The 13,975-nt window shown below is 68.7% G+C and carries 8 protein-coding genes and 1 tRNA gene; 8 read left to right on the top strand and 1 reads right to left on the bottom strand.

All coding sequences use genetic code 11. The annotated features are described in order from the left end of the window. Positions 1–236: 236 nt before the first annotated feature. Positions 237–836: a TetR/AcrR family transcriptional regulator gene (locus ABIN76_RS15620; protein ID WP_346960594.1), complete on the bottom strand. Its 600-nt coding sequence runs from the start codon at positions 834–836 to the stop codon at positions 237–239. Between the two features lie 199 nt (positions 837–1,035). Between ABIN76_RS15620 and ABIN76_RS15615 the strand changes: the two genes are divergently transcribed. The 8 genes from ABIN76_RS15615 to ABIN76_RS15580 all read left to right on the top strand — a co-directional run bounded on the left by ABIN76_RS15615 (position 1,036) and on the right by ABIN76_RS15580 (position 13,926). Further along, positions 1,036–1,107: transfer RNA gene (locus tag ABIN76_RS15615), tRNA-Gln, on the top strand. Positions 1,108–1,316: 209 nt separating this feature from the next. After that, positions 1,317–2,807: a bifunctional UDP-N-acetylglucosamine diphosphorylase/glucosamine-1-phosphate N-acetyltransferase GlmU gene (gene glmU / locus ABIN76_RS15610; RefSeq protein ID WP_346960592.1), complete on the top strand. Its 1,491-nt coding sequence runs from the start codon at positions 1,317–1,319 to the stop codon at positions 2,805–2,807. A gap of 5 nt (positions 2,808–2,812) precedes the next feature. After that, positions 2,813–3,793: a ribose-phosphate diphosphokinase gene (locus ABIN76_RS15605; RefSeq protein WP_346960591.1), complete on the top strand. Its 981-nt coding sequence runs from the start codon at positions 2,813–2,815 to the stop codon at positions 3,791–3,793. Positions 3,794–4,017: 224 nt separating this feature from the next. After that, on the top strand, positions 4,018–4,644 hold the full coding sequence (locus ABIN76_RS15600; protein ID WP_346960590.1) for a 50S ribosomal protein L25/general stress protein Ctc: 627 nt from the start codon (positions 4,018–4,020) through the stop codon (positions 4,642–4,644). Between the two features lie 99 nt (positions 4,645–4,743). Continuing rightward, a complete protein-coding gene (gene pth / locus ABIN76_RS15595; protein ID WP_346960589.1) occupies positions 4,744–5,331 on the top strand; it encodes an aminoacyl-tRNA hydrolase in 588 nt (195 codons plus the stop codon). A gap of 267 nt (positions 5,332–5,598) precedes the next feature. Further along, positions 5,599–8,268: a LuxR C-terminal-related transcriptional regulator gene (locus ABIN76_RS15590; RefSeq protein WP_346960588.1), complete on the top strand. Its 2,670-nt coding sequence runs from the start codon at positions 5,599–5,601 to the stop codon at positions 8,266–8,268. A gap of 10 nt (positions 8,269–8,278) precedes the next feature. Then, on the top strand, positions 8,279–10,966 hold the full coding sequence (locus ABIN76_RS15585; protein WP_346960587.1) for a LuxR C-terminal-related transcriptional regulator: 2,688 nt from the start codon (positions 8,279–8,281) through the stop codon (positions 10,964–10,966). 245 nt (positions 10,967–11,211) lie between these two features. After that, positions 11,212–13,926, top strand: a complete 2,715-nt coding sequence (locus ABIN76_RS15580; protein ID WP_346960586.1) for a LuxR family transcriptional regulator — start codon at positions 11,212–11,214, stop codon at positions 13,924–13,926. The last annotated feature ends 49 nt before the right edge of the window (positions 13,927–13,975 follow it).

Below are 13,975 nucleotides of genomic sequence, written 5' to 3'. Positions count from 1 at the left end.
CCGCCCTGCAGGACTACGGGACATGCCCAGCGGCCGGACTCAGGAATGAACATAGTGCCGATATGTCCATCGCCCGCGACCAAGGGAGGGCATGCCCCTCGGGTGGCCGCGGACCAGGACGGCTGGACATGCCCGGTGGCCGGGCTCAGGAATGGACATAGTGCCGGTATGTCCATTTCCCGCGACCAAGGGAGGGCATGTCCCGCGGACGGGTGGGGGCACGTGCGGCGGAAGACTCAGTCCTCGCTGTGGAGTTCCGGGTCCTTTTGCAGGCCGGTGAGGCCGTTCCAGGCGAGGTTGACCAGGTGCGCGGCGACTTCGCGCTTGTCCGGGGTCCGGCTTTCCTGCCACCACTGGCCGGTCATCGCCACCATGCCGACGAGCATCTGGGCGTACATGGCGCCGTCGGCGGAGCCAAAGCCGCGGTGCGCGAACTCGTCGGCCAGGATGTGCTCCACCCGTTTTGTCACCTGCGAGAGCAGGGTCGAGAACGCGCCCTCGGGCTGCGACGGCGGGGCATCGCGCATCAGGATCCGGAACCCGTCCGTCCGGTCCTCGATGTAGCCCAGCAGTGCCAGGGCAGCCCGTTCGACCTGGACGCGCGGCTTGGCTTCCCCGGAGAGCGCATCGTTGATGGAGTCGAGCAAAATCCGGAACTCGTACTCCACCACCTGGGTGTAGAGGCCCTCCTTGGAGCCGAAGTGCTCGTAGATCACCGGCTTCGAGACACCGGCTGCAGCAGCGATCTCTTCGAGGGTGGTCCCGTCCAGGCCGCGGAGGGCGAAGAGTGCCCGTCCGATGCCGATCAGCTGGATGCGGCGCTGCGGCCCGGTCATCCGCGTCCTGGGGATGTAGCCCGGCGCCCGCACCGGCCTGCCGGTGCGGTGGTCCGCCCCTCCGGACACGCCTGCGCTGTTGCTCACAGCACCATCATGCCCTACAGCCGTCGCCGCCCGCCCGGCCGCTGAGTCGCACGAGCAACATCCTTCGTGGCAGAATTGTCTCTTGTGCCACCGGCTTGCCGCGCTGGCACGGTCCGCTCTGGTGTAATGGCAGCACCCCGGCCTTTGGAGCCGTGGAGTATAGGTTCGAGTCCTATGGGCGGAACTGCCGCGCGCGGCCGGCATGACCGGTCCCGGCGGGCGCGGTCCGGCGGCAGTCCAGTAGGATGAAGACGTTGCCGCGACCGGAATGCGGTCCGGCACGGACACGCGGCGCCGGCAACGAGGTGGACCACCTGGCTGTCGCCCACGGGTCAACTGAGATCGACCGAGCAGTGGCACTTAGTCAGGCCACTGAGCAAGGAGAGCCCGTACGTGAGCCCCGAGAACACCGGCCCCGCCGCCGTCATTGTCCTAGCTGCAGGTGCCGGTACCCGGATGAAGTCCCGTACCCCCAAGATCCTCCACGAAATCGGCGGACGCTCCCTCGTTGGCCACGCCCTTCACGCTGCCCGCGCCCTCCGGCCGCGTGAGCTGGCCCTTGTGGTCCGCCACGAGCGCGACCGGGTCGCCTCGCACATCGCCGAGATCGATCCGCAGGCCCTGATCGTCGACCAGGACGACGTCCCCGGCACCGGCCGCGCCGTCGAAGCCGCCCTCGAGGCCCTTGACGCGCTGCACCCCGAACGCCGGCTGAGCGGCACCGTCGTCGTCACCTACGGCGACGTGCCCCTCCTCACCGGCGAACTCCTGTCCGAACTGGTCGCCGTGCACGAGGCGGACGGCAACGCCGTCACCGTGCTCACCGCCGTCCTCGACGACGCCACCGGCTACGGCCGCATCCTGCGCGGCGCGGACGGGACCGTCACCGGCATCCGCGAACACAAGGATGCAAGCGACGCCGAGCGGGAAATCCGGGAGATCAACTCCGGCATCTACGCCTTCGACGCCGCAGCGCTGCGCGACTCCCTGGCGCACGTCACCACCGACAACGCCCAGGGCGAGAAGTACCTCACCGACGTCCTCTCGCTGGCCCTCGCCGCCGGCGGCCGGGTCGCCGCGGTCGTCACCGAGGACCGCTGGCAGGTTGAAGGCGCGAACGACCGCGTGCAGCTCTCCGCCCTCGGCGCCGAACACAACCGGCGCATCGTCGATGCCTGGATGCGCGCCGGCGTCACCGTCGTCGACCCGGCCACCACCTGGATCGACGCCACGGTGGCCCTCGACGAGGATGTCCGCCTGCTGCCCAACACCCAGCTGCACGGCGCCACCACCGTGGCGCGCGACGCCGTCGTCGGCCCGGACACCACGCTCACCGACGTCCGGATCGGTGAGGGCGCCAAGGTGGTCCGCACCCACGGTTCCGGCGCCGTCATCGGCGCCAACTCCAGCGTCGGCCCCTTCACCTACCTGCGCCCCGGCACCGTCCTGGGCGAGACCGGCAAAATCGGCGCGTTCTACGAAACGAAGAACGTCACGATCGGCCGCGGCTCGAAGCTCTCCCACCTCGGCTACGCCGGCGACGCGGAGATCGGCGAGGACACCAACATCGGCTGCGGCAACATCACCGCCAACTACGACGGCGAGAAGAAGCACCGTACGCTCATCGGCTCCGGCGTGCGGACCGGTTCCAACACCGTGTTCGTGGCCCCGGTCCAGGTCGGCGACGGCGCGTACAGCGGCGCGGGCGCCGTGATCCGCAACGACGTGCCCGCGGGCGCCCTGGCGCTGTCGCTGGCCAAGCAGCGGAACTCCGAGGGCTGGGTCGTCTCGCACCGCCCGGGCTCCATTTCCGCCGCGCTGGCCGAGGCCGCCGGCGCCACCCCATCATCCTCCAGTACTCCGGCATCGACAGAAGAGGGCTAGCAAAAATGAGCGAAATTACGGCACACGGCGAGAAGAAGCTGGTGCTTGCCGCCGGGCGCGCACACCCGGAGCTGGCGCGCGAGATCGCCAAGGAGCTGGGCACCGAACTGCTGCCCCTGGACGCGTACGACTTCGCCAACGGCGAGATCTACGTCCGGGCCGGCGAAAGCGTCCGCGGCACCGACGCCTTCGTCATCCAGGCGCACCCCGCCCCGTTGAACAACTGGCTCATGGAACAGCTGATCATGATCGATTCGCTCAAGCGGGCTTCCGCCAAGCGCATCACCGTGGTCTCGCCGTTCTACCCCTACGCCCGGCAGGACAAGAAGGGCCGCGGCCGCGAGCCGATCTCGGCCCGGCTGGTCGCCGACCTGTACAAGACCGCCGGAGCCGACCGCATCATGAGCGTGGACCTGCACACCTCGCAGATCCAAGGCTTCTTCGACGGCCCCGTGGACCACCTGATGGCGATCCCTCTCCTCGCGGACTACATCCGCACCCGCGTAGGCTCGGACAAGATCACGGTCGTTTCCCCGGACACCGGCCGCGTCCGCGTGGCCGAGCAGTGGGCTGAACGCCTCGGCGGCGCGCCGCTGGCCTTCGTGCACAAGAGCCGCGACCTCACGGTGCCCAACCAGGCGGTCTCCAAGACCGTCGTGGGCCAGATCGAGGGACGCACCTGCGTGCTGATCGACGACATGATCGACACCGGCGGAACCATCTCCGGTGCCGTCCAGGTGCTCAAGAACGCCGGTGCCAAGGACGTCATCATCGCGGCGACCCACGCCGTGTTCTCGGATCCGGCCTCGCAGCGCCTTGCCGAGTCCGGAGCCCGCGAAGTGGTGGTCACCAACACCCTGCCGATCTCCGCGAGCAAGCATTTCCCGCAGCTCACCGTGTTGTCCATCGCACCGCTGATCGCCCGGGCCATCCGTGAAGTGTTCGACGACGGCTCCGTCACGAGCCTCTTCGACGGCAACGCGTAGCAGCCGCCCTGCCGGGCCCCGTTTTCGCGACGGGGCCCGGCACTGCTAAACTCGATCCGATACCTTGGCGAGGGAGAGCGCCGGCTTTGACTGCCGGACTGCTGGTCTCCGTTATCGACTGGGTCTGAATCTCCCTTCGGAAGGGCGGCCGTGCCGCCCGGCGTTGAAGGTCGCTGACAGACCTCCGCCCTTGCTGAACACCGCTAGTCCCAGAGGAGACACCCATGGCTGAGCAGAAGCTCGCAGCAGAAGTACGCACCGAATTCGGCAAGGGCTTTGCCCGCCGCGCCCGCATGGCCAACCAGATCCCGGCCGTCATCTACGGCCACGGCGCCGAGCCGATCCACGTCACCCTCCCGGCCAAGGCCACCACGCTGGCCGTCCGCACCGCCAACGCCCTGCTGTCCCTGGACATCAACGGCGAAGAGCACTTGGCCCTGGTCAAGGACATCCAGCGCAACCCGATCAAGCAGATCATCGAGCACCTGGACCTGCTGACCGTCCGCAAGGGCGAGAAGGTCACCGTGGACGTCAACGTCCACGTTTCCGGTGACGTTGCCCCCGGCAACGTCCAGAACCTCGAGATGACCACCGTCTCGCTTGAGGCCGAGGCCACCCACGTGCCGACCGCCGTCGAGGTCAGCGTCGAAGGCCGCGCTGCCGGCGAGCACATCCACGCGTCCGACCTGGTACTGCCGAAGGGCACCGTGCTGCTGACCGACCCCGAAGCCCTGGTCGTCAACATCTCCGAGGCCGTCGAAATCGCCGTCGAGGAAGAAGAGACCGGCGCCGAGGCCCCGGCCGCCGAAGCCGCGGAAGCCGAAGAGTCCTCCGAGGCTGCTGCCGAGTAATTCCGGCGTATTCTCAGGTGGCCGGGTCCCTACGGGGCCCGGCCGCCGTCGTTTCCGCTCCCGCGCGCCGCACCCCGTGCCCCTAAGAAGGATGGATCCATGACTGACACCTGGCTGATCGTAGGCCTCGGCAATCCGGGTTCCGAGTACGCCCACAACCGGCACAACGTCGGCCAGATGGTGCTCGACGAACTGGCGCACCGGGTCGGCGGCGGCTTCAAGTCGCACAAGTCGCGGGCGCAGGTCCTTGAAGGCCGGCTGGACATCGGCGGCCCCCGGGTGGTGCTCGCCAAGCCGATGAGCTACATGAACGTCTCGGGCGGCCCGGTGTCCGCGCTGGCGAAGTTCTTCGATATCGAGCCGGACCACGTCATTGCCGTCCATGACGAGATCGACATTCCCTTTAATACTGTCAAACTCAAGATCGGCGGCGGCGAGGGCGGCCACAACGGCCTTCGTGACATTTCCAAGGCGCTGGCCACGAAGGACTACCTGCGCGTGCGGGTGGGCGTGGGTCGGCCGCCGGGCCGGATGGACACCGCTGACTTCGTGCTGCGGGACTTCGCCACGCCGGAGAAGAAAGAACTGCCCTTCCTGATCGACGCTGCAGCCGACGCCGTCGAGGCGCTGGTGCGCGACGGACTACAGACGGCCCAACAGAAATTCCACCCCGCGAAAGCCCAGTAACTCCCGCCCCTACGCCCCGACCGCGGTGACCCGGACGCCGCCTGCCCCGTCTCACGGACCGGATTTCCTTTCCAAGCGTCCGGCCATGCCGTTATGATCTGTCTACTCTGTTGTCGGGGGATAGGGTTACGCTACTTCTAGGCGGACGGACTGGGGATTGCCGGCCGCAGAGCGGTAAGAGGAAACTGTATGTCGAGGGATTCACTGGGCTGGGGGAATGTTTCCATTGCATTGGCACCTGCCGAAGTCCAAGAGGCCGCGGGGGCGGTGAACAGACACGCGTGGTCGGGACTGGCACGTGGTGCCGACGCTGACCGTGTCCGGAACGCCCTCACCGCGCCTGACAGCATGGGTGTGGTCATCACGGGGGACCGGGGCGTAGGAAAATCCCTGGTGGGGCGCAGTGCCCTCGCGGGCTTCGGCTCCGACGTCTTCACCCTGCAGCTGCGAACCACCGGCTCCGGCTCAGCCACACCCTACGGCTGCCTCGCGTTCACCCTGGCCCGGCTGCCGCAAAGCGCCCTCGGATCACCTACCGCAATCCTGCACGGCATCACCTCGCTGATCCGCAATGACGCCGCGGGTCGAAAGTGCATCATCCTGCTGGACAACGCGGGTTCCCTTGACGAACAAAGCACCGGGGTCCTGCTGAACCTGCTGCAGACCGGCACGGCCAGACTGGTCGCCACCGCGCAGCGCACCACCGACCTGCCGCCCGACTTCTACTGGCTCATCACCTCGGGCCAGCTTGCTGAGGTGCGGCTCGCGAACATGACCGTGATCGAAACCCAGCAGGTGCTCCAGGCCGCCCTTGGACACCGGGTCTCGACTGCCCTGGCGACGCAGCTGCATGAACTCGTGGGCGGCAGCCCCACCCTGCTGCAGGCCGTGGTCTCCGAGCAGATCGAACGGGGCAACCTGGTGCTGTCCGGCTCGGTGTGGACGCTGGTCGACGAGGTCGTCCTGGACGGCAGGACCGCCCTGGAGGACATCGTCAGGGCGCGGTACGCCAGGGAGTCGCCGCAGGCGCGCGAGGTCATCGAGGTGCTCTCCTGCGCGCGCTCCATGTCCCTGTCCCGGCTGGCGAGGATGTACGGCCCCGGGCTGATAGCGGACATGGAAGATGCGGGGCAGATCGTCGTCGACCGCACCGACCGGCACTTCGTCACGCTCGGGGACCGGTATTTGGGGGACATTGTCCGGAACTGGCTCAGCGTGGAGCGCCGGCTCGAACTGCGTGACAAGGTTCCCGGCCACCAGGAAGACCAGCTGGCGGAGCTCACTGTCGAGGACCTGCTTGCCTACGCGGCGTGGACGCACGACTGCCATGCCGAGCTGGCGCCGGCCCACGCGCTGGCCGCCGCCCAGGCGGCCGTCCGCCTGTTCGACCCGAAATTCGCGCTCAAATGCGCCGGCAGCATCAGCTCCGGCGACAACGAGTGGGCGGAGGGGCAGCTGCAGAAAGCCGCGGCGTACCTGCAGCTGGGGCTTCCGCTCCAGGCGATGTCCTCGCTCGACGACATCTCCGAGGCACAGATCAAACGGCTCGGGCCGGAGGCCTTCGCCGAGCTGGTCGCGGCCCGGGCCGACTGCATGGCGTGGCTGGAGGACCGTTGCGGGAAGGTCCCCGAGGTTATCCGGCAGGCCCGGCTGAGGCTGCAGGAATTCCGCGAGGAGGGGGACCCGGGCGGCACGAAGGCCCTGGCCCGCGCCGAACTCTGCCTGGACCTGTGCGAATTTAACTACCTGTCCTTCATCGGCGACTACGAGCCGATGATGGACCGGCTCCGGGCCGCCGCCACGGACGCCGACGCCGACGCCCTCAACCCGGTCCACCGGCTCCGGACCTCGATCATCCTGATGGAAGCCTTGTGCGTGACGGGCAAGGAAGTTGAGGCGCGCGAGCTGATGCGCGACATCGGCGGCAAGCTGGGCGAATGGTCCAACGTTCCGCGGATCCGCGAAAACTTCGCCTGGCGGGCCTTCAACGTCCTGCTGCTCTCCGGCCAGTGGCGGCAGAGCATCGACATGCTCAAGGACGCCAGCGGCCGGGCCGGGCACGGCCTGCATTCCGGCAGCGCCGCCACCGACCTCGCCGTCGGTCTTGCCTATGTCTACGCGGGCCGGGGGCACCTGGCCCTGGACCCGCTGCTGGCCGCGATCGCCCAGCTGGAAGTCAGGACCAGCCTGCACGCGCTGCGCCAGGCCTACGCCGCCACGGCCTTCGCCTACGCGCAGATGGGGAACTCAGTGCAGGCCACCGTGTACCTGGACCGCGCGCGGTCCGCGGACGGGCCGGCACGCTTTGTGGTCAGCAGCTCGACCGAGTTTTGCATGGACATGGCCTCCCGGTGGCTGGGCGATCCGGACGCCAAGGACCGGCTGGTCCAGGCCGCGGAACGGCACTACCGGAATGGCCGCTTCACGCTGGCCGGCATCTGCATGCTGGGCGCCACCGTCAACGGCACCGCCAAGGACTTCCAGTTCATGGAAGACATCGCCGCGCACCGGCAGGGCCCCCTCGCGGAGCTTTCCCGGGTGGTGGCGGTGGGAAGCCGAAAGAAGGACGCCGTCACGATGCTTGAGGCCGCCGGCCTGGCCGCTGCCCTTGAGCTCGACGCCGTCCAAGCCCGGTGCGCGGCGCTCGCGTTCGACTTTGCCAAGTCCGCCGGGCTGGCCGGGAGCGCGACCGCGGCCCACACCATGTTGGAATCCCTGTCCGAATCGGTACCGGCGCTGCCGATCGTGCCCCGGAGCAAGGGGCCCCTGCTGACCGAACGGGAACGGCAAATCGCGGCCCTCGCAGGGAACGGAGTGACCAACAAGGACATCGCCGTGGAAGTGGGGATTTCGGTTCGAACGGTGGAGGGACATTTGTACCAGGTATTCACCAAGCTCGGGGTATCGTCACGGAGTGATCTGCTTGGACTCATCTAGGGTCCGCGCGGTGGCCCCCGCCGATGAGGAGCACCGCGCCCTGACCGGCCGCACCGAGGACGTCAGTTCTGCGGTGGAGGCCCTCCAGGGAGGCACCCACGTCGCCGTTTTGCTGCTTGGCGACCACGGAATCGGCAAGTCGACGCTGATGGATGCCGTCGCCGCGGAGCTTGACGGCCAAGTGACGCCGGTACGCCTGCACGGCAGCCCTGCCCTGAGCCACGTGCCGTACGGCGTGCTGGCGCCCTTCATCGTGGACCTGCCGGTGGAGGATGCTACTTCCCAGTTGGCGGTGCTGCGGATCTTCTGGAGCTACCTCGAAGCGGAGCGGCGGGCGACCCAGAAGCCGCTACTGCTGATCGTGGACGACGCCCACGACCTGGACGACGCGACGGCCGGTGTCCTTGGGGAGCTCGCCGCCGCGGGCTGGGCCAAACTGCTTGTCGGGGCGGCGGCCAGGCCGGGGCTGCCGGAGCCGCTCCTGCAGCTCTGGTTCGAGGGGATTGCCGAAAGACACGACCTGCGCCCGCTCACCAAGGAACAAACGACCGAGCTCCTGGCGCAGGAGCTGGGACCCCAGGTCCTGCCGGCCGTCGACGAGGTCCTCTGGGAATCGTCCGCCGGTAACCCGCTGCTGCTGAACTGCCTGGTCGACGATGCGAAAAGCGACGGAACGCTGCTGCAGCGCAACGGGGTGTGGCTGCTCACCCGGCAACTGAACAGCCACGGGGAACGGCTGACCGACGTCGTCCGCCGGCAGCTGCTGCGGCGCTCAGCCCAGGAACGGAAGGCCCTGAACCTCGTTGCGCTGGCCGAACCGGTGCCCAGGCGCCTGATTGAAGCCATGGTGGACGAAGCCACCGTTGCCGGCCTGATCGAACAGGAACTCATCCGGGTCTCCGATGCACCCGACCCGGAACTGCGGTTGTGGCATTCGGTGTACGGCGACACCCTCCGGAACCTGATTTCCCCTGCCCGCAGCCTCCAGCTCCGGCAAGCCCTGCTGCGGTTAATGGACCGGGAACCGGCCTCGGCCGAGGGGCTCCTGCGCCATGTGAGCTGGTCCATGGAATGCGGTGTCGAGGTCGAGGACCGGCAGCTGCTCCGGGCCGCGGTGCTGGCCAGCCGGCTCTTCGAAGACGAACTGGCCCGCAAGGCCGCTTCCCAGGTCAAAGATCCGGAACTGCAGCTCGCAGCGCGGTCGGTGATAGCCCGGACGTACTACAACACCTCAAACCATGCAGCCGCGCGGGACATCCTGGAGGCGGATTTCGCCCAGGGACGGACGGTCGCCGGCCTGCTGAGCGGGTCCCTGCTGTGGGCTGCGGTCCTGTCCGCGCTGGGGCACTCACCGGCCGACATCATGCAACGGGCCACCGCGCTGCTGGGCGCCGGTGAGCGGCTGGCCGGGGAGAATCCCGGCGACGCCGCAGCCATCCTGGCCGCCACCAAGGACCGGGTGCGGACGATCGGCAGCATGGTCCTGGCCCTCGCCGGCGGCGCCGGCGGCGACGGCGGGACTGACGGCGATGCCCCGGGCGGGAGCGACGGCGGGCCGGCCAACAACCTCGAGAAGGCCTTCAGGCTTGCCCTTGAATCGGAGCAGCTGTTGGTGCAGGGCAAACCGGACAGTGCCTACGCTGCGGCCGCCGCTGCCCTTGGCGCGGCGGGCGCCGACCACGACGAGCTGTACTTCCTCTCCGACTTCCTGGCGGTCCGTGCCGTCACCGCGCTGATCCACGGCGGAGACTGGGGCGCGGCGGAATCCTCGCTGGGCGGATTCGTGGCGGCTTTCGGCCCCAGCCTGATCTCCTTCGGCGGCGGGGTCCACGCGGCCACCGGCATCATTTTGCTGTACCAGGGCAGGGCAGCCGAGGCCAAACGGACGCTGCGTGCGGCTCTTGAGGCGCTGCGGGTCGCCGACCCGCAGCAGCTGTTTTCCCTGACGGCGGCGATGGCCTTTGCCGCCGCCGCCGAGGCCGGCGTCCGGGAGAAAGCCGCGGAGTTCCTGTCGGACTACGAATCGGCCCGGCCGGCGGTGTCCCGCTACCTGCGCACGCTCGCCGAGATGGCCGTGGTGTACGGCAAGGCCCGGCTGGACGGTCACGGCAGCGCGTCGGAAGAGCTCAAGCGGCTGGGACGGCCCGACGCCGGCCGCAACACTGCGGGACTGGAGTTCGATGCGCTCTGCTTCAGGCTGGCCCTGGGCGACCAGGACGCGGCCGTGAGGCTGCGCGAGCTCGGGCCGGTGCTGGAGGGCCGCCGGGCTGCGGCCGTCTGCGGCTTTGCCGGCGCGCTGGAGGCGGGGCGGCCCGCCGAGCTGAACGACGCCGCCAGGGGCTGCGAAGAGGCCCAGCTCTGGGGCTTCGCCGCGCTGGCGTACGACGCCGCTGCCGGCGCCTACCGTGCGGCCGGCGACACGCTGCGGGAGCGTGTGGCAGCGGCGCAGCGGCAGCGCTGCCGGGACCGCGCCGAGAGCCTCCCCGGCCAGGAGCCGGCGGGCCAGGACGACGGCCTCGGGCTGCTGACCCGCCGGGAACGTGACATCGTGGCGCTGGCGTTGCGCGGCCTCAGCGACCGGCAGATCGCTGCCGAGCTGCAGGTCTCGGTCCGGACCGTTGAGGGCCATCTTTACCGCAGCTACGCGAAGCTCAACATCAAGGGGCGCGATGAGCTCCGCAGCGTGGCCGCGGACTGAGTGTTTCCCGTTTGGCCGCAGCGCACCGCCCCGGCGGCACTTGCAGACCCCCGGCGACTACTTGGTTAGCCACCCCCGGGTGCTCGATGGTTTCCGAGTACAGCCACGTAGAGACCGGAAGAGTACCCGCACGTAATCGAGTACTACCTACGGATGCCTTCGCGGAGGTTAGTCCATAGCGTGGAGCTATCACTGGTCAAACATTGATTGCGAAGGTCTCTCCTATGTTTCAGCAAGAAGCCGGCGTGCCTGCTGGCAGCGGCAAAACGGACGCGATTTCACCAGCACACCGGCCATCCCAGGGACGGCGGGACGAACCATTCACCCGGCAGCAGACCGTTTCGGACGTTGTCGAGACTCTCACCTCAGGCGCCGGCTGCGGTGTCATCCTCGTGGGTGAGCACGGGGCGGGAAAGTCCTTCATCGCCCAACGGGCCCTGGAGCGGCTGGGCGACGACTACCTGGTTGTGCAGGTACGGGGCAGTTCCATTGCCTCAAAACTCCCGTACGGCGCGTTGAGCGTCCTGCTCAACGACCTCGACGCCTCCCACCTGGAGCACCCCCTCATGGTGCTGCGCGGGCTGACGCATTTGCTCCACAGCAGGGCCCAGGGGCGCGCCGTCGTCCTGTTCGTGGACAACGTCAACGACCTGGACGACCTGTCCTGCATGATGGTGGCCCAGCTGAGTGCGGGAGGCCACGTGAGGCTGCTGGCCGCCTGCGTTGACCTCCACCATGTTGGCGGCGACATCATGGGGCTCTGGAAGGATGACCTGCTCCGCCGTGTGGACCTGGAGCCGTTCGACTTCGCCGAGACAGCGGCCACGCTCAACCAGGAGTACCGCGGACACTTCTCGCATGCGGCCGCCCGGGCGCTCTGGAGCGCCAGCGGCGGGAACGCTCTCTTCCTGCACTCGCTGGCGCGGGAACAGATCAAGCTCGGCACGGTGGTCCGGCAGGACGGCGCCTGGATCCTCGACGGCCGTCCCATCACCCTGACCGGGGAAGTCCGCGACGTCGTCAAGGCGCGGCTGAACAGGCTCAGCCCCGGCCAGCGCGACGTCTTTGAACTTCTGGCGCTCGCCGGCGCCGTTCCGCTGCAGACGCTGATGAGGATTTTCAATCCGCAGGACATGGACAACCTGCAGGAGCGCGCCCTCATCCAGGTCAGCCACGACCACCCGCCGATGGTCAGCGTCGTCAACTCGGTCACAGCGGCCATCGTGGCCAGTGTGGTTCCGCCGGGACGCAGCGCGGAACTCCGGCGCCGGCTCACGGCCGTGCTGCCGGATACCGGGCAGTCGGAACCGGGCCGGGCGACGGACATCGCCTGGGCATTGGACTGCGGGGAACGGATCAGCGCCGAAACCGCCCTGGCAGCCGCCCAGCTGGCCAACGATGCCTCGGATCCGACCTCGGCCCTGCGTTTCATCCACGAAATCGACGGCTGCGCGGCGCTCGCCGGAGCCACCGTCGAAACCGTGCAGGCCCACCTCGCCGTCAACAACAAGGAATCCGCGCGGCGCATCCTGCAAAGCATGGACGGCGCCGCCGGTGAGGAATATCCGCTGGCCGAGTGGGTCACCCTGCAGCTGCTCCGGGTTGACATGGACCACCGCAGCCCGGCCGCCGCAGCCCACGCACGGACCAGGCTGGAGCTGGTACGGGAGCGCCTCTCCGCGCAGCCGGCGGACGATTCGGCCGCGGTCGAACGGGCCCGCGGGCAGGTGCGCCTAGCCGAGATCAAACTGGCGGCCTTCGAAGGCCGCTATGACGACGTCCTCGCCGTGAGGGCCGATCTTGAGCCCGATCTGGGCACCGAAACCGGGATCCTCACCGCGAGCCTGCTCTGCGAAACCATGGCAGTCAGCGGAAATGTCCTCGGCGCGATGGCACTGGGCAAGCAGATCATCGCAGCGGCCTCGACCGTCCCGCTGGCCGACCGCACCGTGCGGGACATCAGGGGCCGCTTCCTGCTCCTCCTGCTGCTTTCCGCGAAGTTCCGGGAGGCGTCCGCCTTCATTGCAGCCGCCTCCGGCACCGCCGAGCCGCAGGCCCGGCTCGGCGGGATGTTCGAAATCGGGCAGGGCGTCATTGACCTCCATGCCGGGCGCCTGGACAGCGCTGTTCCGTTGCTGGAGGCCGGGATGTGGCAGCTCCGGGCCTACGATCCCGAGGGCCTGGCCGGCCTGGCCACGGCCGCGTGTGCCTACGCCGCCGGGCTTGCCGGCGATGAGGAGAAAGCCAGCCTGCTGCTTGCCGAAGTGGCGCAGCCAAAGCGCCACAGCTCCTGGCTGGTGGGCCGGGTGACACGCTACTTCGAGCTTTGCGCGCTGGCCGAACTTGGCCAGCGCGCCGCTGCTATCCGGACCCTCGTCGCCGAAGCTGGCAGCGAGGCGGATGCCGGCGCCCCGGCCATGGGACTGCTCTTCCTGTCCGCCGCGGCCCGGCTTGGGGACCGCCAGCTGTGCCAGAAGCTTGCCGGCCTCGCCGCCCAGGTCACCGGGCAGTTCGCCCAGCTGTGCCTGCGCCTGGCAGACGGGGTAAGGGACGGCGCCAGCGAGCAGCTGCTGGCCGTGGCCAAGGACGCCGACGCCGCCGGGAACGCGGTCTTTGCCCGCGACGTCGCCCGTCGCGCGGTTTTCTGCGCCAATGAAGCCGGTAACCGGATCGCGCTACGCATCTCGCAGCGCACCGAACAGTCCCTCGATGACCGATTCGGAAGCCCGGGAAACGGCCTGCATTCGCTGACCACCTCGACCCTGACGGCACGCGAATGCGAAGTGGCTGTCCGGGCCGCAGCCGGAACCTCCAACCGCAAGATCGCTGAACAGATGCACGTCTCGGTCCGCACGGTCGAAGGCCACCTGTACCAGGTCTACTCAAAACTCCACGTCGCAAGCCGCTCGGAGCTCAAGGATGTCATCTCGGCACCCGCGGCCAGCGCCCGCATCGGCTGACCGGAAAGTGACAGACCCGGTGTGCCGGATGGGGCCGACGCCGGCGGGA

Origin of the sequence: uncultured Arthrobacter sp. (assembly GCF_964021775.1) — a bacterium.
In the GTDB taxonomy this organism is placed as follows: Bacteria; Actinomycetota; Actinomycetes; order Actinomycetales; family Micrococcaceae; genus Arthrobacter.
The sequence above is the reverse complement of the archived record's forward strand: the minus strand, read 5'-3'. Positions and strand labels throughout refer to the sequence as shown.